Raw genomic sequence first — 24,669 nt, forward strand, 5'->3', positions numbered from 1 at the left:
CGTGGGGAGGTGGCCACATTGCCGATGGTCGGACCGGAGACGGCGGATCAGGCGCGACTGCTGCGCCTGCTGCGCGACGACGGCCCTCGCTCCCGGGTCGAGCTGGCCGACCTCCTCGGCCTGCCCCGGGCCCGGTTCGCCGCCGAGGTGGACCGGCTGACCACGCTCGGCCTGCTGGAGACCGCGGGGCCGGCCGCGTCGCGGGGCGGCCGCCGGTCGTCGCTGCTGCGCGTCGGCGCGCAGGTCCGGTTCGGCGCGGTGCTCGTCGGCGACGGCCTCCTGCGGGTCGCGCTCACCGACGGCGAACTGAACCCGCTCGCCCGGCATGACGAGCCGGTGGACGTCCGGCTCGGCCCGGACGTGGTGGTCGGGCGCATCGTCGAGCTGCTCGGCAAGCTGCGCGTCGAGGCGGGACTGTCCTCACTCACCGGCGTCGGCGTGGCGCTGCCCGCGCCGGTCGAGGTCCGCGACGGCTCGCCGGTCTCCGCGCCGGCCCTGCCCGGCTGGCACCGGTTCCCGGTACGCGACACGCTCGCCGCCGAGCTGGGCTGCCCGGTGCAGGTGGACAACGACGCCAACGCGATGGCCCTCGGCGAGCGGCACGCCGGCACCGGCCGGCCGTTCGACGACTTCCTCTACGTCAAGCTGGGCGAGGCGATCGGCTGCGGGCTGGTGCTCGCCGGCGCGCTCTACCGGGGCGCGGCCAGCGGGGCCGGCGACATCGGCCACTTCCAGCTCACCGAGGACGGGCCGCTGTGCGGCTGCGGCAACAACGGGTGCGTCGAGGCGTACTGCGGGGATGTCGCACTGGTGCGGGAGGCGGTCAGCGCCGCGCGGGCCGGGCGCTCGACGGCGCTGGCGGACCGGCTGGCCGCGGTCGGGACGCTGTCGGTGGCCGACGTCGCGGCGGCGGCCGCCGAGGGCGACCCGGCGGCGCAGACGCTCGTCCGCGACGCCGCCCGCCGGCTCGGGCGGGTGCTGGTCGGGCTGGTCAGCTTCGTCAACCCGGCCATCGTGATCATCGGCGGCGCGCCGGCCGGAATCGGGCCGGTCCTGCTCGCGGAGATCCGGGGCGTGGTCTACCGGCGTTCCACGCCGCTGGCCACCGGCAGCATGCCGATCGTCCTGTCCGACCTCGGCGACACCGCCGGCCTGATCGGCGCGGCCCACCTGGTCAGCACCCAGACCTACGCCGCCCGCTAACCCCCACCCCCACCCCCGCCGATCTTGCACTTTCGGCCCGCAGGATGCCGGGTTGGTCCGTTATCGGAGGGCCGCAAGTGCAAGATCGCGGGAGCGTGGGGTGCGGGGTGCGGGGTGCGGGTGTGGCGGGGGTCAGTCGCGGCTGCTGAAGGCGGCGTCGAAGGCGGCGCTCGGGGCGTCGAACGCCAGGCGGCGGACGAACTGGAGCGCCTCCGGCGCGCCGACCAGGCGGTCCATGCCGGCGTCCTCCCACTCGACCGAGATCGGGCCGTCGTAGCCGATCGCGTTCAGCGCCCGGAAGCAGTCCTCCCACGGCACGTCGCCGTGGCCGGTGGAGACGAAGTCCCAGCCGCGCCGCAGGTCGGCCCAGGGCAGGTGGGAGGAGAGCCGGCCGCGCCGCCCGTCGCCGGTACGGACCTTCGCGTCCTTGCAGTCGACGTGGTAGATCCGGTCGGCGAAGTCGAAGATGAAGTTCACCGGGTCCAGTTCCTGCCAGACGAAGTGCGACGGATCCCAGTTGAGCCCGAACGCCTCCCGGTGCCCGATCGCCTCCAGCGTGCGCTTCGTGGTCCAGTAGTCGTAGGCGATCTCGCTGGGGTGCACCTCGTGCGCGAACCGCACCCCCACCTCGTCGAACACGTCCAGGATCGGGTTCCACCTGTCGGCGAAGTCCTGGTAGCCGCGCTCGATCATGGCCGGCGGCACCGGCGGGAACATCGCCACCGTGTGCCAGATGGACGAGCCGGTGAAGCCCACGACGGTGCGTACGCCGAGCTTCGCCGCCGCCCGCGCGGTGTCCTTGATCTCCTCGGCGGCCCGCTGCCGCACCCCCTCCGGCTCGCCGTCGCCCCAGATGCGGGCGGGCAGGATGTCCTGGTGCCGCTCGTCGATCGGGTGGTCGCAGACGGCCTGGCCGACCAGGTGGTTGGAGACGGCGAACACCTGGAGGTTGTGCTTGGCGAGGGTGGCCCGCTTGCGCTCGATGTACGAGTCGTCGGCGAGCGCCTTGTCCACCTCGAAGTGGTCGCCCCAGCAGGCGATCTCCAGCCCGTCGTAGCCCCACTCGGCAGCGAGCCGGCAGACCTCGTCGAACGGCAGATCGGCCCACTGGCCGGTGAAGAGCGTGATGGGTCGCGCCATTGTCCTTCTCCCCTGTGGTGATGGGGGATTCCGTCGCGGACCGGGGCGAGGACGACCGGAGGCGGCGGCGCGTGGGAACCGGTGGACGCCGGAGCGTCTGCTCCCGGACGGGTTGCGCCTCCCGCCGGGTCACCGGCCACCTCGCGGTCGCCGCCTCCACTCTATGGCCTCCGTCAGGGCAGGGTCCAGCGCTGGTTCGCCGCGCCGGTGCACGTCCACAGGTGCACCGCCGTGCCGTCGGCCGGGTTGTTGCCGGACACGTCCAGGCAGTTGCCCGACTGCGGGTTGCGTACCGTCCCGTCGGCCTGCGCGGACCAGGTCTGCGCGCCGGTGCCGTTGCACGCGTACAGCTGGATCTTCGTGCCGTTGGCGTTGCCGCCACCCGACACGTCCAGGCACTTGCCCAGGGCCTTCACCGGCCCGTTCGGCGTCACCGTCCAGGACTGTGCCGACGAGCCGTTGCAGGTGTAGAGCTGGATCTGCGTGCCGTCGGCCGACGACCCGCCCCGCACGTCCAGGCACTTGCCGGCCAGCCCCCTGATCGGCCCGGAGCCGCCGGTGCCGGTCGAGCGGACCAGCGTGAAGTCGTCGACGTCGAACAGCCCGGAGCCGCTGCCGGTGAACGTCAGGTAGGCCGTCTGCGTACCGGACGGCACGCCGGTGAGCGCGGTGCTCACGTCCGCGAACGTCGTCCAGCTACCGGTGTTCGGCACCGCCACCTGGCCGAGCACCGGGCCGGTGGGCGACCCGGTCCGCACCTGGAGCGTGCCGCCCGGGCCGCCGGAGACCACCCGGGCGCGCAGCGACGTCACACCGGTCAGGTTCAGACCCGGGTACGCGGCCCAGTCGCCCGGGTCCACGTACCCCAGGGTCTGGCCGCCGTTGGCACCGGCCTTGGGGTACGCGCTGACACCGCTCGCCGAACCGAACGCCTCGGCCTGGACCGTGGTGTCGCCGGTCGGCGGCGGCGTGCCGCCGAGTTCCTTGATCCGGATGTTGCGGAACGACACGTCGTCGCCGGTGCCGTGGTTCTGGATGCCGACGTGCCCGGCGAGCGACCGGACCGGGTCGGTGTTTGTGAAGTCGTTGATGCGGACGCCGTTGAGGAAGACCTGGAGCCGCTCGCCCTCGACCAGGATCTCGTAGGTGTTCCACTCCCCCGCCGGGTTGAGCGCCGCGTCCCGGGCCGCCAGGTCGGCGGACTTGAACCCGTAGACCGCGCCGGTGGTCCGGTCGGCCGCGTCGGTGGGGTCGATCTGGACCTCGTAGCCGTTGCTCACCGCCGAGTTCGGATCGCTCGACGGCGGGAAGCCGACGAACACGCCCGAGTTGTCGTCACCGGCCAGCCGCCAGTCCAGCTTGAGCGAGTAGTTGGTGAACTGCTTCGCGCTGTACCAGTACAGGCCCATGCCACCGACCGAGGTGAGCGTGGCGTCGGCGTTGGTGAAGCTGCCCGGCCCGGCCTGCGACCAGCCGGTGGTGCCGCCGTCGTAGAGCGCGGTGTAGCCGGTCTCCGGCCGGCAGTCGGCCTTCGTGCGCCCGGCGGCGTAGCGGATGCCGCCGAGCAGGTGCGCCCGGAACGCCGCGTCGGCGTAGGACGCCTGGGTGTGGCCGCCGCCGGTGTAGAAGGACCGGCCGCCGCTGTACGTCTTGCACCAGGCGTGCGGGTGGTCGCCGCCCATCGAGCCGCCGGAGTACGTGGACTCGTCCAGGCTCGCCAGTACGTGCGCGGTGGACCGGGCGTTGGTGCGGTAGTCGTACCACTCGTCGGTGCGGTTCCACCGCTGGGGTAGGTGCGCGGTGGCCGCGTGCGCCCGGTCCTCCACCTTCACGGTGGCCGGCTGGATGGCCGGGTGGGAGGCGAACCAGGCGCCGACCAGGTTGCCGTAGAACGGCCAGTCGTACTCGGTGTCGGCGGCGGAGTGCACGCCGACGTACCCGCCGCCGGCGCCGATGTACGCCTCGAACGCCGCCTGCTGGGTGGCGTTCAGGACGTCCCCGGTGGTGTTGAGGAAGATCACCGCCTCGAAGCGGGCCAGGTTGGCGGTGGTGAACTGGGCGGCGTCCTCGGTCGCGGTGACCGTGAAGTTGTTGGCCGCGCCCAGTTCCCGTACCGCCTGCGTGCCGGCCGCGATGGAGTCGTGGCGGAAGCCGGCGGTCTTGGAGAAGACGAGCACGTCGTAGGGGGCGTCGGCGGCGGCCGCCGGGCCCACGGGGACGGTGCAGGCGATGACGGCGAGGACGGCGGTCACCGCCCCCAGCGCGGTACGCACGAGTTTCATCCGGTTCTCCTTCATCCTCACGGCATGGTCCAGCGCTGGTTCGCCGCGCCGGTGCACGTCCACAGGTGCACCGCCGTGCCGTCGGCCGGGTTGTTGCCGGACACGTCCAGGCACTTGCCCGACTGCGGGTTGCGTACCGTCCCGTCGGCCTGCGCGGACCAGTTCTGCGCCCCGGTGCCGTTGCACGCGTACAGCTGGATCTTCGTGCCGTCGGCGCTGCCGCCACCCGACACGTCCAGGCACTTGCCGAGCGCCTTCACGGTGCTGTTCGGCGTCACGGTCCACGACTGCGCCGTCGTGCCGTTGCAGGTGTAGAGCTGGATCTGGGTGCCGTCGGCGGTGGCGGCGTTGCGCACGTCCAGGCACTTGCCGGCCAGGCCCTTCACCGGGCCGGTGCGGACCGCCGACGTGGTGAACGTGAACGCGTCCAGGTCGTAGAGCGCCCCGCTGCCACCGGCGAACGTCAGGTAGAGCGTGGTGGTGCCGGCCGGCGGGTTGGCGATCGTGCCGGTGACTGTGGTGAACGAGTCCCAGGCGCCGGTGACCGGGACGGTGGCCGAGCCGAGCACGGTGCCGGTGGCCGAACCGGCCCGCACCTGGAGCGTGCCGCCGGCCCCGGCGGACGAGACCCGGGCGGTGAACCCGGTGGCGTCGGCCAGCAGGTACGGCTGGAACGCGATCCAGTCCCCGTTCTGGATGTCGCCGACCGTCTTGCCGCCCTCGGCGGTGGCCTTGTCGAACGTGTTGATCCCGGACGAGGTCTTGAAGTGCTCGGCCTGCCGGTGCCGGGGCTGGAGCGTGTGCTGGGTGTGCGTGGTGAGGCCGCCGGTGTCGGTGTACTCGGCGTCGAAGATGGCGAAGATGTTCGCCGCGTCGTCGTGCTCACCGTCGACGGGTACGGCGATCGAGCCGGTGCAGCCGGTCGCCGAGGTGATCTGGTGGCCGTGCTGGTCGTGGCCGAGCACGTAGGTCATCTTGACCTTCGTGCAGTCGATCGTGGCGTCCTCCGGGTCGGTGACGGTGATCCGGAACGGCACGGTGTCGCCGAAGGAGAACAGCTTGCCGTTGCCGGGCGTCTCGATGACCACAGTCGGCGCGGTGTTGCCCACTGTGACCGTCACGCTCGCGGTGCCGGTGGCACCCTGCGGGTCGCGCACGGTGAGCGTGGCGGTGTACCTGCCGTTCGCGGTGTAGGTGTGCGAGGGGTTGGCGGCGGTGGAGGTGCCGCCGTCGCCGAACGTCCAGGTGTACGTCAGCGCGCCGCCCTCCGGGTCGGACGAGCCGGCCGAGGAGAAGGCCACCGTCAGCGGCGCGGCGCCGGAGGTGCGGTCGGCGGCGGCGCGGGCTACCGGGGCGCGGTTGGCGCCGCCCAGGTAGTCGAAGCGGTACAGCGCCGAGTTGGCGTCGCCGTTGAAGTAGCCGGTGCCGTAGTCGAGCACGTAGTAGGCGCCGTCCGGGCCGAACGCGGAGTCCATCACCTGCTTGCCGGTCCACGGGAAGGTGTCGATGGTGCCGGGTGAGCCGTCCGCGTCGACGTGGATCGGCTTGATCCAGCCCCGGCCGAACTCGGTGGCGAAGAACTGCCCGTCGAACGACTGCGGGAACTTCGTGGTGGACGGGTTCGCCGCGTCGTACCGGTAGACCGGGCCGCCCATCGGCGACTCGGAGCCGCCGCCGAACTCGGGCGGGCTGCCGGCGTCACCGGCGTAGCGGATCCAGGACGGCTTCGCCGCCGGCAGTGTGGCCAGCCCGGTGTTGCGGAACGAGTTGTTCGTCGGGCCGCCGGTGCAGTTGTACTTCGGCCCGGCGGTGCCGGTGGCGAAGTTCCATTCGGCGTACGTCTCGGCCGCCGTGTTGGTGCCGGTGCAGTACGGCCAGCCGTAGTTGCCGGGCCCGATGACCCGGTTGAACTCGACCTGCCCGGACGGCCCGCGCGCCGTGGTCGTGCCGGCGTCCGGCCCGTAGTCGCCCACGTAGACGACGCCGGTGGCCTTGTCGACGCTGATCCGGAACGGGTTGCGGAAGCCCATCGCGTAGATCTCCGGGCGGGTCCGCGCGGTCCCGGGCGCGAAGAGGTTGCCGGCCGGGATCGAGTACGTGCCGTTGGCGTTCACCTTGATCCGCAGGATCTTGCCCCGCAGGTCGTTCGTGTTGCCGGCGCTGCGCTGCGCGTCGTACCCGGGGTTGCGGTTGGTGCGCTCGTCGATCGGCGCGTAGCCGGCCGAGTCGAACGGGTTGGTGTCGTCGCCGGTGGACAGGTAGAGGTTGCCCGCGGCGTCGAAGTCGATGTCGCCGCCGACGTGGCAGCACAGCCCCGGTCGGCCGGTACGTCGAGCACGTCGACCTTGCTGGCCTGGTTGAGCGTGAAGTCGGCGTTGAGCGTGAACCGGGACAGCCGGTTGACGCCCTGCCAGGCGGAGAAGTCGCTGCCGGTGGCGGGCGCGTCCCCGGCCGGGGTGGACAGCGGCGGCGCGTAGTAGAGGTAGATGTGCCGGTTGGAGGCAAAGCCGGGGTCGACGCCGACGCCCTGGAGCCCTTCCTCGTCGTGGGTGTAGACCGGCAGCGTGCCGATGACTGTGGTGGCGCCGGCCGCGTCGGTGCGGCGCAGCGTGCCGTTGCGGGCGGTGTGCAGGACCGACCGGTCGGGCAGCACCGCGAGTGACATCGGTTCGCCGGTCTCGGCGACACCGCGGGCGAGTTCGACCTGCTGGAAGTCGCTCGCCAGGATCGGGTGGGCGGACGCCGGGACGGACGTCGCGGCCACTGTGACGGTGCCGGCGGTGGCCGCGAGCAGCAGCGCTGCGGCAGCGGCGAACGGTCGTCGGGCACGGGGGTGGTGGGGGTGGCTGGACATGCTGTGCTGTCCCTTCCTGACGCGCGCAGCCAGGAACGGGCGCGCGTCGCGCCGGATGCCGAGCGGGGGATGCTGCGCCGGCCTGCCGGGGAGATCGGCGGGCCGTGACCTCCGGTCAGGACCGGCGGTCACCTCGCCGAGGCGGGCGGTGCGGGGCGGTCACCTCGGCGAAACAGCGTTGTGCTGTGCACGACATTAAGACCTTTCGATCGACCTGTCCATAGCTTCTGATCGATCTGCTTTGACTTTCGGCGCTCAGCGACAAAAGTGGGCGTCACTCGTGGCGGTCGACCGCCCGCTCCGCGAGCGCCGCAAGCACCCGTCGCGCCGGCTCCGCGAGCGGCAGCGCATCCAGCGCGACCAGTGCGGCGTCGGCCCGGGTGCGGATCATCCGCTCCACCGCCTCCCGGGCGCCGGACTCCTCCACGACGCCCCGCACCTCGGCGGCGCCCGCCTGGTCCAGGCCGGGATCGCCGACCAGCTCCCCCAGCCGGGCCGCACCGGCCGGGGAGGCGGACGCCCGGGCCAGCGCCAGCAACACCGTCGGCTTGCCCTCCCGCAGGTCGTCCAGGTTGGACTTGCCGGTCACCGCCGGATCGCCGAAGACGCCGAGCAGGTCGTCGCGGAGCTGGAACGCGTCCCCGAGCGGGTCGCCGAACCCGGCCAGCGCGGCCACCTCCTCCGGCGCGGCGCCGGCGAGTGCGGCGCCGATCTGCACCGGACGCGTCACCGTGTAGCGGGCCGTCTTCAGCCGCACCACTGTGAGCGCGTTCGCCACCGAGCCGTCCCCGGCCGCCCCGACCACGTCCAGGTACTCCCCCGCGATCACCTCCGAGCGCATCCGGGCCAGCAGCATGTGTCCCAGGCGCAGCCGCTCGGGCGGCAACCCGCACCCGTGGAACATCTGCGCCGACCAGGTGGCGCAGAGGTCGCCGCAGAGTACCGCCGTCTGCCGGCCGTACGCCGCCGGGTCGCCCGGCCAGCCGCAGCGGGCGTGCAGCTCCGCGAAGAGTCGGTGCAGCGTCGGCGCGCCCCGGCGGCGGTCACTGCGGTCCACGATGTCGTCGTGGATCAGCGCGAACGCGTGGAACAGCTCCAGCGACGCCGCGGCGACCACGATCGGCGAGGCGTCCGGGCCGCCGAACCCCCGCCAGCCCCAGTAGCAGAACAACGGGCGCATCCGCTTGCCGCCGGCCAGGACGAACCAGCGCAGAGCGGTGTGGACGGCCCCCGTACCGTCGTCCGGCCGATCCGGCTCTCTCGCGTCCAGGAACGCGGCGAGCGCGGCGTCGAAGCGGCCCCGCAGCAGGGCCAGGTCGGTCGGTGCGACGGTTACGGTCATGGTGCCTCCCAGGCCAGTCCGGCGAGTTCGAGCAGCAACGCCTTCACGTCAGTGGCCTCCACCCGGGGCCGGATCGCGGCCCGGTCGGAGCAGAGCAGCACCGGGCCGTCCGCCGGGTCGGCGGGCAGGCGCCCGTGTGAACCACGCACCGCCCGCGCGCCCGCGTCCAGCCCCACCACGCTCATCAGGTAGCGCAACCCGAGCTTCTTGCGGGCCAGCGCCACCGCCGCCCGGCGCTTCGCCGCACCCGGGGCGGCCGGGTCGACGAACAGCTCGGCCGGGTCGTAGCCGGGCTTACGGTGGATCTCCACCAGCCGGGCGAAGTCCGGTGCCCGCGCGTCGTCGAGCCAGTAGTAGTACGTGAACCAGGCGTCCGGCTCGGCCACCAGCACCAGCTCACCCGAACGCTGATGATCGAGCCCGTACCCGGCCTGCCCGGCGGCGTCGAGCACCTCGGCCACGCCCGGCAGCGCCGCGCACCGCTTCGCCACCGCCGGCACGTCCGCCGGATCCTTGACGTAGACGTGCGCCACCTGGTGGTCTGCCACCGCGAACGCCCGTGACGTCCACGGGTCGAGATATTCCATCCCGGCCTGGGTGTAGACCCGCAACAGCCCTTCCGCGCGCAGCATCCGGTTCACGTCCACCGGGCGGGACACGTCGGTGATGCCGTACTCCGACAACGCCACCACCGTGGCGTTCCGCTCCCGCGCGGCGTCGAGCAGCGGGCCGAGCACCGTGTCCAGCTCGGCCGCCGCGGCGGCCGCCTCCGGGCCGGACGGCCCGAAGCGTTGCAGGTCGTAGTCCAGGTGCGGCAGGTAGACCAGCGTCAGGTCGGGGGTGTGGTCGGCGAGGATGCGCTGGGCCGCCCGGCTGATCCACGCCGAGGACGGCAGCCCGGCGCCCGGACCCCAGTAACTGAACAGCGGGAACGTGCCGAGCGCGTCGGTGAGGGTGTCGCGCAGCTCGGGCGGATCGGTCCAGCAGTCCGGCTCCTTGCGCCCGTCGGCGTGGTAGACCGGGCGCGGCGTGACAGACCAGTCCACGTCCGCGCCCATCGCGTACCACCAGCAGACGTTCGCCACCCGGTAGCCCGGCTCGACGCGGCGGGCCGCCTGCCACACCTTCTCGCCGCCGACGAGCCCGTGGTGCTGTCGCCACAGCAGCACCTCGCCCAGGTCGCGGAAGTACCAGCCGTTGCCCACCACGCCGTGCCCGGCGGGCGGCTCGCCGGTGAGGAACGTGGACTGCGCCGAGCAGGTCACCGCCGGCAGCACGGTGCCCAGCTCGGCGGCGAACCCGGCGTCGGCCACCGCGCGTAGCCGCGGCATGTGCGCCAGCAGCCGCGGCGTCAGCCCGACCACGTCGAGCACCACGAGCCGCCGGCTCACGAGGGCACGCCTTCCGCCGCCCGCGGACCCGGAGCGCCCGTTCCGCCGCCGGCGGCCAGGCCGAGGGCGGTCAGCTCGTCGCGGGCGAACGCCAGCTCGGCGGCGATCCCGGCGGCCAGGTCCGCGTCGCCGCTCGGCCGCTGCGACGCCGGCAGCACCCCCCAGGTGTACGTCTCGACGTCCAGGTGGTCGCAGCCGGCGACCGGACCGGCGAACAACGCGGCCAGCGCCTCGCGCAGCACCGGCACCGTGGAGCGCAGCGGCGGCTCGGGCGGGGCGTGCAACGGCACGTGGTAGTGCACCCGCCACGCCCCTGGTAACCGCGCGTCGAGTGCGGCGTCGAGGTCGTCGGCCGCGAACGCCGGATCGGCCGGGTCGGTGGCGCCCGCGCAACCGGCCGCCCGGGTCTGGTGCAGGAACCTCGGTTCGACGAACCGGCGCAGCGCCGCGCTCGCCCCGGCCGGGTCGGGCGCCTCGACGGCTGCGGACACCTGGACCTTCACCACCGGCAGCCCGGCGGCACGCAGCCCGGCCAGGGCATCCGCCGGCTGCTCCCAGGCGCACGCCAGGTGAGCGAGATCCAGGCAGATCCCGAGCCGGTCGGTATCCATGTCTGAGAATACCTTGCGTGCTTGTCCCGTCGACTCCACGAGACAGCCGGGTTCCGGCTCGAAGCCGACCCGGATCACCCGGCCGGTCTTCCGCTGCACGGCGGCCAGCCCGTCGGCCAGCGCGTCCAGCCGGCGCCGTGCGGTGGCCGCCCGCCCGGCGTCCCACGGCGTACGCCAGGCCAGCGGCAGCGTCGAGATCGAGCCCCGGACGGCGTCGTCGGGCAGCAGGTCGGCAAGCACCCGGGCCAGGTCCAGCGTGTACGCCGACCGCTGCGGCGTGGTCCAGTCCGGGTGGTACACCGCGCCCTTCACCACCGGGGCCTGGAACGCGGCGTACGGGAAGCCGTTGAGCGTGACCACCTCCAGCCCGCGTACGGCCAGCTCGTGGCGCAGCCGGCGGCGGGCCGACGGGTCGGCGGCGAGCGCGGCGGCCACCGGCGCGGCCAGCCAGAGGCCGAGCCCGAGCCGGTCGGCGCCGAGCGCCCGGCGGACCGCCACCGCGTACGTGTCGAGCTGCGCGACGATGCCGGGGAGGTCCTCGGCCGGGTGCACGTTCGTGCAGTAGCCGAGATGGACTGTGGTGCCGTCGGCGTGACGCAGCCGCATCACTGCCCCCCGCGCACTATCGAGTTGCCGGCGAAGGTGGGGTCGCCCGCCTCCAGGCCGGTCAGGTCGAGCCGGCCGGACCGGCCGTAGAACTCCACCGGGTTGCGCCACAGCACCCGGTCCACGTCGTCGGCGTCGAACCCGGCCAGCAGCATCGCCTCCCCGGTGGCCCGGGTCAGCAGCGGATCCGAGCGGCCCCAGTCGGCGGCCGAGTTCACCAGCATCCGCTCGTAGCCGTACCGCTTCAGCAGCTCGACCATCCGCGGCGGCGACATCTTCGTCTCCGGGTAGATCGAGAATCCCAGCCAGCAACCGGTGTCGCGGACCAGTTCCACAGTCACCTCGTTGAGGTGGTCGACCAGCACCCGTCCGGGGTCGATGCCCGACTCGGCGACCACGGCGAGCGTGCGCTCGACGCCGCGCGCCTTGTCCCGGTGCGGCGTGTGCACCAGCGCCGGCAGGTCGTGCGCGACGGCCAGGGCGAGCTGACCGGCCAGCGCGGCGTCCTCGGCCGGCGTCATCGCGTCGTAGCCGATCTCACCGACCGCCACCACGCCGTCCTTCTCCAGGTAACGGGGCAGCAGGTCGAGCACCGGGCGGCAGCGCGGGTCGTTCGCCTCCTTCGGGTTCAGCGCCACCGTGGCGTGGTGCCGGATGCCGAACTGGCCGGCCCGGAACGGCTCCCACCCGATCAGCGAGTCGAAGTAGTCCACGAAGCTGTCCACGCTGGTACGCGGCTGGCCCAGCCAGAACGCCGGCTCGACCACCGCCCGGACCCCGGCGGCGGCCATCCGCTCGTAGTCGTCGGTGGTGCGGGACGTCATGTGGATGTGCGGGTCGAAGATGCGCATGTCACGCCTCCGTGGTGGGGATGGTCAGCCGGCGCAGCAGGCCGGTCGCGTCGGCGGGCAGGTCGCGACCGGCGGCGTGCCGTTCGGCGGCGAACGCGGCGAGCATCCGGGCCAGCTCGCCGTCGGCCCGCTCCGGCAGGCCGTCGACCACCGCCAGCGGCACGCCGGTGAACACGCACTTGAGCACCGCCTGCCGCCAGGTCGCCTGCTCCAGGTGCCGGGCGTACGGGCCGAGCGCGGCGGCGACCAGCCGGGTGTCGTTGGTGCGGATCGCGTCGTGCAGCAGCGGCACGCACTCCGCGCCGATCGGCAGCAGCGGCAACGCGCGCAGCACGGCGCGTTTCTCGGCGGCGTCGCCCTGCCGGTAGAGCGTCTCCGCGGCGGCGGCGTGGCCGTGCGGCAGCGCGGTCAGCAGCAGCGCCCGCGCCGCCTCGTCGGCCGTCCAGCCGGGCAGGTCGGGCAGCGGGCCGCGACCGCACCGCCGGGCGGCGGCGGCGAAGAACCGGCCGACGGCCCCAGGCTCGGTCGCGACGCGGCGCAGCGCCGCGTCCAGCCACTGCGGATCGGGTACGCCCCGAAGTGCGGCGCGCAGTCGGTCGGGTGTCATGCCGTCTCCCCTCTGCCGGGTGGAAGGTGGTGGGTCACCGCCCCTCGCCGCGCGAGGCGGCGGCGCGCAGGAAGTCCAGTGAGCGGGCGGCGACGGCCGGGGCCGCGTGCGAGTGCCGGGGCAGCTCCACCGCCACCAGGCCGCGGTATCCGGCGTCGGCCAGGGCGCGCAGCACCGGCGGGAAGTCGATCTCGCCGGTGCCGAACTCCAGGTGCTCGTGCACACCCCGGCGCATGTCGTCGATCTGCACGTTGACCAGGTGCGCGGCGACCGCCGACACGCACTGCGGCACCGGCAGCGGCTCCAGGCAGCGGCAGTGTCCGATGTCGAGCGTGATGCCGAAGCCGGGCGGCGCGCCGAGCGCCTCGCGCAGCCGCCACCAACCGGCGATGTCCTCGACGAACATGCCCGGCTCCGGTTCGAAACCCAGCGGCACGCCCGCGTCCGCCGCCTCGGCGCACACGGCCGCGCAGCCCGCGACCAGGCGGTCGGCGGCGACGTCGGGTGGTACGCCGGGCGGGCGTACGCCGGCCCAGAACGAGACCGCCTCCGCGCCCAGGTCGGCGCCGATCCGGACGGCCCGGCGCAGGAACTCCACCCGCCGGGACGGGTCGTCGTGCAGCAGCGTCGGGGCGTGCTTGTGCCGCGGGTCGAGCAGGTACCGGGCGCCGGTCTCGACCACCGCCGCGAGCCCGAGCGCGTCCAGCCGGCGGCGTACGGCGGCGACCCGGCGGGCCAGGCCGGGGGCGAACGGGTCCAGGTGGTCGTGGTCCAGGGTGAGCGCGACGCCCACGTACCCGAGGTCGGCGAGCACGGCGAGCGCGTCGCCGAGCCGGTGGTTGGCGAAGCCGTTGGTGCCGTACCCGAAGCGCAGCCCGCCCGGCCCGGACAGCGGGCCGGCGGTGGCCCGGGTGGCCGGCGCGGCGGTCATGTCGGTGAGATCAGTCGGGCCAGGCGGCGGCCGAGCGGGGCGGCGCCGGCCACGGCGAGGCCGAGCAGCCGGGCCCCGGCGCGGGCGGTCAGCGCGCCCTGCAACGCGGGCAGCCCGGTGATCCCGGCGCCGACGGCGGCCCGGACCCGGGCCGGTGACGGGTCGGCGAGCACCCGCGCCTGCGCCCGGCCGTAGCGGGCGGCGTATCCGGCGGCCAGCACCGCCGGAACCAACTCCCCGAGCCGAAGGAAGGGCCCCCTCTTAACGCATCCGGTAGAGGAGGGGGCCCCGCTTAACACGGTCGGCCGGGCCGGGGTGGTGAGCGCGATCAGTGCGGTGCCGGACAGTGTGAGGGCGGGCAGCCGCCGGTCCGCGCCGGTCACCTCGCGGCGGGACAGCGCGGTCACGGTCCACGTGTGCGCCGCGACTGTGAGCGCTGCGGGCAGCGCCCGGACCACCCGCCCGCCGCTCGCGCCGAGCAGCACGTCCAGCCCCCGGCACGCGGCCATCACCGCCGGGCCGGCCGCGGTGTTCTTGGCGCGCAGGTCGTACCCCCAGATCGTGGCCGCGAGCGGGAGCGCGACCGCGGCCGCGCGACGGCCCCCGGCGGCGGTGGCGACGGCGAGCCCGGCGGCGGTCAGGCCGGACGCGACGCCGAACGCCACCGACGGGCGCACCCGGCCGGACGGGATCGGACGTTCCGGCCGCTCGACCGCGTCCAGCCGCCGGTCCGCCCAGTCGTTGGCGGCCATCCCGGCCCAGTAGAGCAGCACCGACGCGCCGGCCAGGGCCGGTGACCGCGGGCCGAGCGCACCCGCCGCCGCCGCGCCGGACAGCACGTCCCCCGGTACGGAGAGCGCAGCCGGCGCCCGGACCAGTTCGGCCAGGTCGGCCAGGCGGGTCACGGCGTCACCCGGGCGTGCAGGCCGGCGGCGAAGTCCCGCAGCACGGTCCACTGGTCGCCGAGCGCGTGGCCGGTCGCGCCGAGCGGATCCTTGAAGAAGAACGCCAGCTCGGTCAGCGGGCCGTGGCGGCCGGCGGCGTGCGCGGCGGCGGTGAGCCGGGCCAGGTCCAGCACGAGCGGCGCGGCGAGCGCCGAGTCGCAGCCGTGCCAGGTGAACTCCATCCGCATGCCGGTGCCGAGGAAACCGGCGAACGTGACCAGGTCCCAGGCGGTCTTGAAGTCGCCCAGTTCCTCGACGTACTCGATCCGGGTGTGGCCCTGCGGCAGGTAGCCGAGAGTCTCGGCGAGCACCCGCTGCTTGCTGCCCACCTTCGCGGCGTTGGCGGCCGGGTCGGCGAGCGTGGCGCCGTCACCGCCGCCGAGCAGGTTCGTCCCGGACCAGGAGCGCACGGCCAGGTGCCGCATCGCGAACATCGGCGCGAGCACCGACTTGAGCAGCGTCTCGCCGGTCTTGCCGTCGTGCCCGGCGTACGGCAGCCCGCGTTCGGCGGCGAGCGCGGCCAGGGCCGGCAGGCGAGCGCCGGTGGACGGGGTGAAGTCCACGTACGGGCAGCCGGCGGTGAACGCCGCGTACGCGTATCCGGAGCTGGGCGGCAGCACGTCGGCCGGGCCGCACAGCGCGTCCCGCAGCGCGGCCGGGTCGCCGTGGGCCGGATGCGGGGCGGGCGCCGGTTCGGTGGCGGCGACGTTGACCACCACCACCCGGTCCAGCCCGTGCCGCGTGCGGAACTCGGTCAGATCGCGCACCACGGCGGCGATCCGCTCGCCCGGGGCACCCTCGGCGGGCGCGGGCCGCAAGGACGCCTCGACGACGGCCAGGTCGGGTGCCACGGCGTCGGCCAGCCGCGCGGGCAACACCCCGGCGGCGGCGAGCGCCTCGGCGCGTTTGGTGATCGGGGTGGCGACCACGTCGTGGCCGCCGAAGACGAGATCGGCGAAGCCCGGCAGCGCGGGCCCGCGCAGGGTGGGCAGCTCGGTCACGCAGCCGGTCGGCGCGGTCAGCCCGGCCCGCAGGGCCAGCCCGCCGACCACGGCGGTGGTGGCGACCGAGCCGCGCGCACCCACCAGCCAGACACCCGTACGCATTCGCGCTACCTCCCCAGGTAAGACCGGTCCGCCGGTGCGGCCGGGGAATCCCGGTCCGGCCGCACCGGAGGGCCGTGCTGGTCGTGCCGGCGGACACCGGCGGCACGCTCCCCGGAGCCGGCCTCGTCCCCGCCGCGGGGCGCAACCGCGGCGGGCCCTCGCCGGCCGGCGCCGGTGAGTGTCGGCGGACCCCGCGGGGCCCACCTCGGGTCAGGCGGAAGCTTCGGCCAGAGCGGGCTCCACCTCCGTCCAGGCGGCCCGCTCGGCCGAGCGGGTCACCGCGTCGAGCACGAACTGGACCTGAAGGGCGTCGGCGAACGACGGGGCCGGGTCGGTGCCGGTGGCGACCGCCTCGACGAAGTCGCGTGCCTGGTGGGTGAAGGAGTGCTCGTAGCCGATGATGTGGCCGGGCGGCCACCACGCATCCAGGTACGGGTGGTCCGGCTCGGTCACCAGGATCCGGCTGAAGCCCTGCTCGGTGGCGGGCCGGGTGGCGTCCAGGAACTCCAGCTCGTTGAGGCGTTCCAGGTCGAACACGACGCTGCCGCGCGAGCCGTTGATCTCGACCCGCAGCGCGTTCTTGCGGCCGGTGGCGAACCGGGTCGCCTCGTACGTGGCCAGCGCTCCCCCGTCGAGCCTGGCCACGAACACCGCCGCGTCGTCCACCGTCACCTGCCCCGTCGCGCTGCCGTTGCCGTCGGCCTGCGCGGCCAGGCCGCTCGACCCGGCCACGAGCGGCCGCTGTCGCACGAACGTCTCGGTGAGCGCGCTGACGCCGCTGACGAGCTGACCGGTGACGTACTGGGTCAGGTCGATGATGTGCGCGCCGATGTCACCGAGCGCGCCGGAGCCCGCCCTGTCCTTCTGCAACCGCCACACCAGCGGGAACTGCGGGTCGACGATCCAGTCCTGGAGGTAGGTCGCCCGGACGTGCCGGATCGCGCCGATCCGCCCGTCGGCCACCAGCTGCCGCATCAGGGCGACAGCGGGCACCCGCCGGTAGTTGAAGCCGCACATCGCGCGTACGCCGGACTCGCGTGCCCGGGCCGCGGCCTCGGTCATCTCCCGGGCCTCGGCGACGCTGTTAGCCAGCGGCTTCTCGCACAGCACGTGCTTGCCCGCGGCGAGCGCGGCGAGTGCGATCTCGCGGTGGCTGTCCCCCGGCGTGCAGATGTCGACCACGTCGATCTCGTCGGACTCGACGAGCCGCCGCCAGTCGGTGGTGTAGCCGTCCCAGCCGAGCCGGTCGGCGGCCTCGGCCACCTTCGGCTCGTCGCGGCCGCAGACGAGCGCCATCCGCACCCGCGCCGGCAGGTCGAACACCCGGTTCACGGTGCGCCACGCCTGGGAGTGCGCGGCGCCCATGAACGCGTAGCCGACCATGCCGACCCGCAGGATGCTGTCGTGACTGGACAAGGTGGGTCTCCCCCCGTGTGTCAGAACCCGAGCTTCAGGTAGTCGCTCGCGTTCTCCTTGGTGATCGTCTCGGAGGCGAGGACGATCTCCTTCGGTACCTGGAGTTCGACCAGGTCGGACATGCCCTTGCCCTGGCCGATCAGGCGGGCCAGGGAGATGGCCGAGGAGGCCATCGACGGGCTGTAGGTGACTGTGGCCTTGAGGACCGTGTTGTCGGCGGCGATGTCCTCCATCGCCTTCTTCGAGCCGGCGCCGCCGACCATGAAGAACTCCTTGCGGTTGGCCTGGTTGACCGCCGCGAGCACGCCGATGCCCTGGTCGTCGTCGTGGTTCCAGACCGCGTCGATCTTCGGCAGCGCCTGGAACAGGCCGGTGGCGGCCTGCTGCCCGGAGTCCACGGTGAACTCGGCGGGCCGCCGGTTGGCGACCTTGAGCCCGTACGAGGCGAGCGTGTCGGCGAACCCCTTCGAGCGTTCCTGGGTCAGCTCCAGTGACTCGATGCCGGGGATCTCGCCGATCACCGGGTTGCTCACGCCCTTGGCCTTGAGCTGCTCGGCGATGTAGGTGGCGGCGGCCACCCCCATGCCGTAGTTGTCGCCCTTGATCTGGCACCGGTAGGCCCGCGCGTCCGGGAAGGCCCGGTCCAGGTTGACCACCGGTATGCCGGCCTTCATCGCCTCCAGACCGAACGCGTTCAGCTCCTTGCCGTCGTGCGGCAGCAGCACGATCACGTCGGGCTTCTGCGAGATCAGCGTGGACAGCGCCGCCCGCTGGGCCGCCGCGTCCGCGCCGGCCTCGACCGACTTCAGCTCCACGTCCTGGTACGCCCCGGCCTGCGCCTTGGCGTTGTTGGTGATGGCCGCGATCCAGCCGTGGTCGGCGGCCGGGGCGGAGAAGCCGATGCTCACCTTCTTGCCCGGCTCGGTGTTGGCGCCGGAACCGGCCGCCTTGGTCTGCGCCTCGGTCGGGCTCTGCTCGTTGCTGGTACAGCCGGCGAGCAGCACCCCGGCGGAGACCGCGGCCCCGCCGAAGAGCAGCCGGCGGCGGGACAGGTCATGGCGCGGTGTTCTCATGACGCCTCCTGGGATGAGGTGGTGGAGTGGTTTCGGGTGTGGCGGGCCGGACCGCCGTCGGTACGACGGCAGCCGGGACGTGCGCGGGTGGGGTCAGGTGGTGGTGGCCCGGTTGCGGGCGAGGAACTGGGTCAGGCTGCCGAACTGCACCTGCTGGACCAGGACGGCGGCGACGATGATGCCGCCCTTGACCATGTTCTGGGCCTCGGCGGACAGGTTGTTGATGGCGAACAGGTTGGTGATGGTGGAAAAGATGATCACCCCGAGCAGGGAGCCGATGATCGTGCCCCGCCCGCCGCTGAGCAGCGTGCCGCCGATGATCGCGGCGGCGATCGCGTCCAGCTCGTAGAGGTTGGCCATCGCCGCCTGCGCGGAGGTGGCCTGCGCGGTCAGCATGACCGCGGCGATGCCGCAGCACAGGCCGGAGAGCGCGTAGAGGAGCACGGTGTGCCGGCGGACGTTGATGCCGGCGAGCCGGGCCGCCTCCGGGTTGCCGCCGACCGCCACCGTACGGCGGCCGAACGTGGTCCGGTTCAGCAGCACCCAGCCGGCCGCCACCACCGCCACCAGGATGTAGACCAGCAGCGGGATGCCGAGGACGTTCGTGCTGGCGATGCCGTTGATGAACGTGTTGCCCGACACCTGGGTCTGCTTGTCGGAGATCTCCGCCGCCAGCCCTCGGGCGGCGACGAGCATGGCCAGCGTGGCGATGAACGGCACCAGCCGCCCGTACGAGACGAGCAGCCCGTTCACCACCCCGACGGCGAGCCCGACGGTGAGCGCGGTGAAGATCATGCCACCCGCGCCGTAGCTCTGGGTGGCCACAGTGGTGCACCAGACCCCGGCCAGCGCGACGATCGCGCCGACCGACAGGTCGATGCCACCGCCGATGATCACGAAGGTCATGCCGACGGTGACCACGCCGACCACCGAGGCGAGCTTGAGGATGGTGAGCGTGTTGCCCCACACCCAGTTCGGGTCGCCGTAGAGGTCGGGGCGGGTCAGGATACCGATGACCACCAGCACGACGAGCGTGGCGAGCAGGCCGAGGTTGCGCTTGACGCCCTCCCCGCCGTCGCCGCGCCACCAGGAGAGCCTCGCCGCCGCGTCGACCTTCGCGGTCTCCGTCCGCTCCACCGGCGGCGACTGCGCGGGCAGTGCGGACTTCGTCACTTCGCTCATGCCGGCGCCCCGCTTCGCGCGGCGCCGCCACGAGGCTCTCCGGCGCTGTGTCGATGATTCGCTCGCTGTCGCTCGATCATGCCGGTGCGCCTTCCATGAGGGACCCCGCCATCACGAGGTCGAGCACGGTGTTCTCGTCCAGTTCGCCGGCCGGGGCCTCGCGGACCACCCGGCCCTCCCGCATCACCAGCACCCGGTCGGCCAGGCCCAGCACCTCGGGCACCTCGCTGGAGACCAGCAGCACCCCGACGCCACGGGCGGCCAGATCGCGGATCACCTGGTACAGCTCCGCGCGGGCGCCCACGTCCACGCCCCGGGTCGGCTCGTCGAGCAGCAACAGCCGGGTGTCCCCGAGCAGCCACCGGCCGACCACCACCTTCTGCTGGTTGCCACCGGACAGCGTGCGCACCGGCCGCCGTACGTCCCGGGGCCGCAGCTCCAGCGACGCGGCGACCCGGTCCGCCTCGGCCCGTTCCCGCCCGGCGTCGGTGAAGCCCAGGCGGGCGTACCTGCTGAACGTGGCGAGCGTGACGTTGCGGTAGATCGGTTCGCCGAGCAGCAGCGCCTGGCTCTTGCGCTCCTCCGGCGCCATGCCCATCCCGGCCCGTACCGCCGCGCCCACACTGCCGGGACGCAGCGCTCGGCCGTCCACCCGGACCGTCCCGGCGTGCGCCCGGCGCGCGCCGAAGACGGTCTCCAGCAGCTCCGACCGGCCGGAACCGACCAGCCCGGCGATGCCGACGATCTCCCCGGCCCGGACCGCGAGCGAGACGTCGGCGAACTCGCCGTGCCGGGTCAGCCCCTCCACCCGCAGCAGCTCCGCGCCGCTTCCGTCGTCGGCCGGGCGCTGCGGGAAGACGTATTCGATGGTCCGCCCGGTCATCCGGGCGACCAGGTCGCGGGTCGGCGTCTCGCGGGCCGGCAGGCTCGCCGCAGTGGTCCGGCCGTCCTTGAGTACGGTGACCCGGTCGCCGATCTCGCGGATCTCCTCCAGCCGGTGCGAGATGTAGATGACCGCGATGCCCTGCGCGGCGAGTTCCCGGATGATCCGGAACAGGTTCGCCACCTCGTCGTGCGCCAGCACCGCGCTCGGTTCGTCCATGATGATCAGCCGGGCCTCGTGGGACAGCGCCCGGGCCATGCTGACGATCTGCTTCCCTGCGGCGGGCAGGTGCCGCACCAGCCGTCCCGGCGGGATCTCCGCGTGGCCGAGCCGGGCCAGGATCTGCCGGGTACGCCGGGCCATCTGCCCCCGCCGGACGAAACCGAACCGGCGCGGCTCGTGACCGAGGAACGCGTTCTCCGCCACCGACAGGTCGTCGACCAGGTCGAGTTCCTGGTAGATGGTGGCGATGCCGGCGCGCATGGCGGCCTGCGGGTTGGGGAACGACACCGCCTCGCCCCGCCACACGACCTCGCCGGAGTCCGGCCGGTGCACCCCGGCCAGCACCTTGATGAGTGTGGACTTGCCGGCGCCGTTCTGCCCGAGCAGGCAGTGCACCTCGCCGGCCCGCACCTCCAGTTGCACGCCGTCGAGCGCGCGTACCCCCGGGAACGTCTTGACCACGTCGGTGAGGCGCAGCACGACCTCGCCCGCGACGGCGCCGGCGGGCGCCAGAGGCTTGCCGGTGTCGCTCATGCCGCACCGCCTTTCGTTCGCGACTGCGGGGCTCGCAAAACCGGCTCACTCCTCGCGCTCACGCTGCCTCCCCGAATGCGAGGTCGCTGGCCAGCACCGCGGCGCCGGCGACGCCGGCGCGCGGGCCCAGCTCGGACAGGACGACCGGCAGGTTGCCGGTGGCCAGCGGCAGCGAGCGGCGGTAGACCACGCTGCGGATCTCGGCGAGCAGGATGTGGCCGAGCTGGGCGAGCCCGCCGCCGATGACGATCATCGACGGGTTGGTGAAGCTCACCAGCCCGGCCAGTACGCTGCCGACCCGCCGGCCGCCGTCGCGGATGAGCTGGATGCAGGTGACGTCCCCCTCGATCGCCCCCTGCGCCACGTCCAGCGCGGTCACCACGCCCCGGGCCGCCAGCCGCTCGGCCAGCGCCGGCGACACCTCGGCGCGGGCTGCGACCGTCGCCTCCCGGGCCAGCGCGGCGCCGCTGAACACCGCCTCCAGGCAGCCGAGGTTGCCGCAGCTGCACATCGGACCGTTCGGGTCGACCTGGATGTGCCCGATGTCCCCGGCGCAGCCGTCGGTGCCCCGGTAGACCTCGCCGTGCAGGTAGATGCCGCAGCCGATACCGGTGCCGATCTTGATGAACAGGAAGTCGTCGACGGAGTGGGCCACGCCGCCGTGCCGCTCCCCGATCGCCATGATGTTGACGTCGTTGTCGACCACGGCCGGGCAGCCGTGCTCGCGGGTGAGCAGCTCGCGGACCGGGAACCGGTCCCAGCCGGGCATGATCGGCGGGGAGACCGGCACGCCGTCGCGGAAGCTGACCGGCCCCGGTACGCCGATGCCCACCGCGTCGAGCCGCTCGTACGCGCCGTCCACCCTGGCCTTGTGCAGCAGCTCGTTGACCCGCTGGAGCGTCACCTTCGGGCCGGAGCGGATGTCGGCGGGTTCGGTGTAGGCGGCCACCGTCTCCAGCCGGCCGTTGACCACCTCGACGTCGATCGAGCTGGCGCCGAGGTCGACGGCGGCGAACCGCAGGTGCGGGCTCAGCTCGACGAGCGTGGAGCGCCGACCGCCCCGGGAGGCGGCCAGCCCGGCCTCGGCGACGTATCCGAGGGAGACGAGGCGTTCCAGCTCGGCGAGCAGGCGCGGGCGGGGCATCTGGAGCCGGTCGCCGAGTTCGGCGCGGGACACCGCGCCCTCGTCCCGGAGCAGCCGCAGAAGCCGTACGTGCAGGGGGTCGACCGTCCGCACCGGCAGTCACCTCCGCATCGGAAGTCCGTCACATCGTCGACGGGGATGTGTGTTGTGTCCGACACAGTAGGAGCCTTCCGGGCCACATGTCCATAGCTTCGGAACGTCTGATGCGAACTTTTGTCCATACGAACAAAAGAGGGTTCCGGATCATGAAAACGCGTCGCCCCGCCCGTGTGACTTCCGGGCGGGGCGACGCGATCTCGGGATCAGATGCGTTCTCGGGTCAGCGGGAGGGCGCGCGGCCCTTCTTGCGCAGCTTGCGGTCGTCCCGAAGCTCCACGTAGGGCTCCTCGTCGGCCGGGTGCCCGGCCGCGATGGCGCGGCTGCGTTCCAGCTCGGCGTCGAACTCCGCGCCCAGCAGGATGGCGACGTTGCTCAGCCACAGCCAGACCAAGAAGATGATCACGCCGGCGATCGCGCCGTACGTCTTGTTGTACGAGCCGAAGTTGCTGACGTAGAACGCGAACAGGCCGGACACCACCAGCCACAGCACCACCGCGAGCACGCCACCGGGGCTGATCCAGCGGAAGCCACCGTGCCGGGCGTTCGGCGAGGCCCAGTAGAGGATCGCGAACATCAGGCTCACCAGCACCAGCAGCACCGGCCACTTGGCGATGTTCCACACCGTCACGGCGGTCTCGCCGAGCCCGATCGCGTTCCCCGCCTGCTCGGCCAGCCCGCCGGTGAACACCACGATCACGGCACTGATCAGCAGCATCACGCCGATCACCGCGGTCACGCCGAGGCGTATCGGCAGCGTCTTCCAGATCGGCCGCCCCTCCGGCACGTCGTAGATGCTGTTCGAGGCGCGCATGAACGCAGCGATGTAGCCGGAGGCCGACCAGAAGGCCGCGACCAGACCGACGATCGCCGCGATGCTCGCCAGCCCGCCGGACTGGCCCGCCTGGTCGATCGCGCTCTCGATGATGCGCTGGATGTTCTGCTCCGGCACCGCCTGCCCGACGGCGTCCCGTACCCCCTCGGTGGCCCGGTCGCCGAGCAGGCCGAGCAGCGAGATCAGCACCAGGACGCCCGGGAAGATGGAGAGCACGCCGTAGTAGGTGAGCGCGGCCGCCCAGTCGGTCAGGCTGTCGTCCTGGAACTCCCGGGCGGTCCGCTTGAGCGTCGCCATCCAGCCCGTGGCCGACAGGTCGGCCGGGCTGTCCGGCCCGTCGTCCGGCCCCACCGGTCCGGTGCGCTCCCGCCCGGCCGGCCGGCCCGCTCCGGCGAGAGCGTCCTCGCGGGCAGTTGGGGCGTCCTCGCGCCCGTCACGGGTGTCGTCGTGGATATCGTCGGCGTCGTCGCGGGTGGCCATGGCACCTCCTCGTCGTCATGTCGTCCCGCACGACATGCCCTGACGAGGGCAGCGATAACCACCGCACGGCAAACCGGCCACTCGGCCGGCGCCCGCCCACTTCCTGCCGACCCACTCCCCGGCCGCGCCCCGCCCTGACCTTCTGCCGGCGCTCACCCGCAGCACTGCCCGCGTTCTGCCGCCATCTCCTCCGTCGGCACCGTCAGCCCTCCGCCGCCGTTGGCTCTGCAACCACGCGCGCACCAGACACGCTCCGTAACCATGTGCGCCGATGGATGCAGAGCAAACGAGGCGGGGCAGCACTCCCATCGGCGCCCTACCGCACTCCGCCCGCGATCTCGGCGAGCCGCCGGCCGCCGCGGCCGCCAATCGCGGACATCCCGACGACCGTCACGACGAGTGGAACGGCATGGGTGTCAAACGGGGCCGGAGGCACCCGTGGCGTTCCACTCACCACGTGGTCGGCCACCGGCCGACCGGTGCCTGGCGCGCGAGCGAGGCCCGGCGAATAGGCAGCGGGTGCCGGGCGCCGAAGTGGCGGCGCGACCGCATTCCGATGCCACCACCTCGGCGAAGTGAAGTTGACCGTGGAAACGCGAGACGGCGACCACGCTTTCCGGATGTCTCCCACCTGGGGTGAGCCCGGCGGTACGCGCGCGCACAACCTGGCGCGACGGACGCTGTCCGCACGAGCCGCTAGGGAGCGGGGCACCCACCTGAGTGGACACGTTGCGTAACGACGACCATTCCTGGCGAGACACTCCTTCATCGTTGTAAACCACAACGGAACTGAGCCCCGAGAGACCATCCCCGGTCATTGCGAATCAGTTTCAAGAAATGTGTGACACGAGTGAGGAACCTCCATTCCGTCACTCATTGCAATCACGATCGGCAATGTTCCCAACATGCGCGCTATTCGCGTATCGTGCCCCCTCG

17 protein-coding genes and 1 pseudogene are annotated in these 24,669 nt (G+C 73.2%); 1 reads left to right on the top strand and 17 read right to left on the bottom strand.

The window, feature by feature from the left end:
* Window positions 1–18 precede the first annotated feature (18 nt).
* Entirely contained in the window at window positions 19–1,203 is a 1,185-nt protein-coding gene (locus KSK32_RS04165) for an ROK family transcriptional regulator (protein WP_216928629.1), read from the top strand.
* Between the two features lie 132 nt (window positions 1,204–1,335).
* Here the strand turns inward: KSK32_RS04165 and KSK32_RS04170 are convergent, their stop codons facing one another.
* From KSK32_RS04170 to KSK32_RS04250, 17 genes and pseudogenes are all read right to left on the bottom strand, one after another.
* Window positions 1,336–2,343 (bottom strand): sugar phosphate isomerase/epimerase, encoded by a 1,008-nt coding sequence (locus KSK32_RS04170; protein WP_216928631.1) that lies wholly within the window; start codon window positions 2,341–2,343, stop codon window positions 1,336–1,338.
* 173 nt (window positions 2,344–2,516) lie between these two features.
* Complete coding sequence (locus KSK32_RS04175; RefSeq protein ID WP_216928633.1) at window positions 2,517–4,625, bottom strand: ThuA domain-containing protein; 2,109 nt, start codon at window positions 4,623–4,625, stop codon at window positions 2,517–2,519.
* Between the two features lie 17 nt (window positions 4,626–4,642).
* A pseudogene (locus KSK32_RS04180) lies at window positions 4,643–7,479 on the bottom strand (RICIN domain-containing protein).
* A gap of 274 nt (window positions 7,480–7,753) precedes the next feature.
* The gene (locus KSK32_RS04185; RefSeq protein WP_216928635.1) at window positions 7,754–8,821 is read right to left on the bottom strand and encodes a polyprenyl synthetase family protein; all 1,068 of its coding nucleotides are present in this window, start codon (window positions 8,819–8,821) and stop codon (window positions 7,754–7,756) included.
* Complete coding sequence (locus tag KSK32_RS04190) at window positions 8,818–10,212, bottom strand: nucleotide pyrophosphatase/phosphodiesterase family protein (protein WP_216928637.1); 1,395 nt, start codon at window positions 10,210–10,212, stop codon at window positions 8,818–8,820. Before KSK32_RS04190 ends, KSK32_RS04185 begins: the two co-directional genes overlap by 4 nt.
* On the bottom strand, window positions 10,209–11,429 hold the full coding sequence (eboE, locus tag KSK32_RS04195; RefSeq protein WP_216928638.1) for a metabolite traffic protein EboE: 1,221 nt from the start codon (window positions 11,427–11,429) through the stop codon (window positions 10,209–10,211). Before eboE ends, KSK32_RS04190 begins: the two co-directional genes overlap by 4 nt.
* On the bottom strand, window positions 11,429–12,280 hold the full coding sequence (locus KSK32_RS04200) for a TatD family hydrolase (RefSeq protein ID WP_216928640.1): 852 nt from the start codon (window positions 12,278–12,280) through the stop codon (window positions 11,429–11,431). Before KSK32_RS04200 ends, eboE begins: the two co-directional genes overlap by 1 nt.
* 1 nt (window position 12,281) lies before the next feature.
* A complete protein-coding gene (locus tag KSK32_RS04205; RefSeq protein WP_216928642.1) occupies window positions 12,282–12,887 on the bottom strand; it encodes an EboA domain-containing protein in 606 nt (201 codons plus the stop codon).
* Window positions 12,888–12,921: 34 nt separating this feature from the next.
* Entirely contained in the window at window positions 12,922–13,818 is an 897-nt protein-coding gene (locus tag KSK32_RS04210) for a sugar phosphate isomerase/epimerase (RefSeq protein WP_216928643.1), read from the bottom strand.
* Entirely contained in the window at window positions 13,815–14,723 is a 909-nt protein-coding gene (locus tag KSK32_RS04215; protein ID WP_216928644.1) for an SCO3242 family prenyltransferase, read from the bottom strand. Before KSK32_RS04215 ends, KSK32_RS04210 begins: the two co-directional genes overlap by 4 nt.
* A complete protein-coding gene (locus KSK32_RS04220) occupies window positions 14,720–15,868 on the bottom strand; it encodes an inositol-3-phosphate synthase (RefSeq protein WP_216928646.1) in 1,149 nt (382 codons plus the stop codon). Before KSK32_RS04220 ends, KSK32_RS04215 begins: the two co-directional genes overlap by 4 nt.
* 210 nt (window positions 15,869–16,078) lie before the next feature.
* A complete protein-coding gene (locus KSK32_RS04225; RefSeq protein WP_374226740.1) occupies window positions 16,079–17,251 on the bottom strand; it encodes a Gfo/Idh/MocA family protein in 1,173 nt (390 codons plus the stop codon).
* Window positions 17,252–17,304: 53 nt separating this feature from the next.
* Window positions 17,305–18,357 carry a substrate-binding domain-containing protein gene (locus tag KSK32_RS04230; protein WP_216928650.1) on the bottom strand — a complete coding sequence of 351 codons (1,053 nt, stop codon included), beginning with the start codon at window positions 18,355–18,357 and terminating at the stop codon, window positions 17,305–17,307.
* A 93-nt stretch (window positions 18,358–18,450) separates the two neighbouring features.
* Window positions 18,451–19,539, bottom strand: coding sequence for an ABC transporter permease (locus KSK32_RS04235; protein WP_216928652.1), 1,089 nt, complete (start codon window positions 19,537–19,539; stop codon window positions 18,451–18,453).
* A 76-nt stretch (window positions 19,540–19,615) separates the two neighbouring features.
* Complete coding sequence (locus tag KSK32_RS04240) at window positions 19,616–21,178, bottom strand: sugar ABC transporter ATP-binding protein (protein WP_216928654.1); 1,563 nt, start codon at window positions 21,176–21,178, stop codon at window positions 19,616–19,618.
* A 58-nt stretch (window positions 21,179–21,236) separates the two neighbouring features.
* Window positions 21,237–22,415, bottom strand: a complete 1,179-nt coding sequence (locus KSK32_RS04245; RefSeq protein WP_216928656.1) for an ROK family protein — start codon at window positions 22,413–22,415, stop codon at window positions 21,237–21,239.
* A 226-nt stretch (window positions 22,416–22,641) separates the two neighbouring features.
* A complete protein-coding gene (locus tag KSK32_RS04250) occupies window positions 22,642–23,733 on the bottom strand; it encodes a YihY/virulence factor BrkB family protein (RefSeq protein ID WP_216928657.1) in 1,092 nt (363 codons plus the stop codon).
* Between the last annotated feature and the right edge of the window lie 936 nt (window positions 23,734–24,669).

Source organism: Micromonospora sp. WMMB482 (assembly GCF_019038635.1).
Classification (GTDB): domain Bacteria; phylum Actinomycetota; class Actinomycetes; order Mycobacteriales; family Micromonosporaceae; genus Micromonospora; species Micromonospora marina.